The organism is Acidilobus sp. (assembly GCF_049973875.1).
In the GTDB taxonomy this organism is placed as follows: domain Archaea; phylum Thermoproteota; class Thermoprotei_A; order Sulfolobales; family Acidilobaceae; genus Acidilobus.
Genome location: NZ_JBMFJI010000092.1, coordinates 1 through 757 on the forward strand (window position 1 = coordinate 1; position 757 = coordinate 757).

The window sequence follows — 757 nt, forward strand, 5'->3', positions numbered from 1 at the left end:
GCTTATACCTGTGGTACACAAAGATGGAGCGGCATGGTATGATATCGTTTCAAAATTAGATCCAAATTTGGGATATACCAATAGTATTGACGCAAAAATTGCTATAAGTTATGCTTTGCAAAATTTTGATAAAATTCAACAATCAGCTATAGAGCAAGCTAAAAATTATTCTCTTTCAAACTTTGAAAAACAATTTTTATCAATTATTAAAAACTATACCGTAAATTTATAGTTTCTAAATAATAATTTTTAAAATTTTATGTTCAAATAATAAAGTATAATTTAGTTACCATAGTATTAATAAAGTGTTTTGACCTTGGCCATCATGAAAGCGGAGTTCACCAGGACAAGCCCGTCGTTCTACCTCACTTTTTCAAGGAACCTCTTTCTGATCTCCCACTGAGGGAGGAGCTTCAACCTAGCCTTAGCGCTGCTCCAAGGTCGGGAGGGACAACGGATATGTGAGCCCCGTACCTTTGAGCTCGAAGGAGTCTTATGACTCACCTATTGTTAAGCTTTGTATGCAGGCGAGGGGTAAGCCCTACGCTCTATCACAATTAAAGATAAGATGATTGAAATTAAAGTAAGGTGCAAATAGTATGCTTCACTATATGGATAAGATCTCACTTCGCTATCAAGATACAGGGCTAGAAGATAATGGGTTGATATGATTCTCTTAGGCTAACTTACTGAGGATGATAGCTGTAGCCGACCTCACTTCATGATAAATTGGAGTCCTAGACGATCATCTTTATTC

1 pseudogene is annotated in these 757 nt (G+C 36.5%); it reads left to right on the top strand.

Annotated features, from left to right (window positions below):
• A pseudogene (locus ACP5H1_RS08505) lies at window positions 1–232 on the top strand (hypothetical protein); the annotation flags it as partial.
• Between the last annotated feature and the right edge of the window lie 525 nt (window positions 233–757).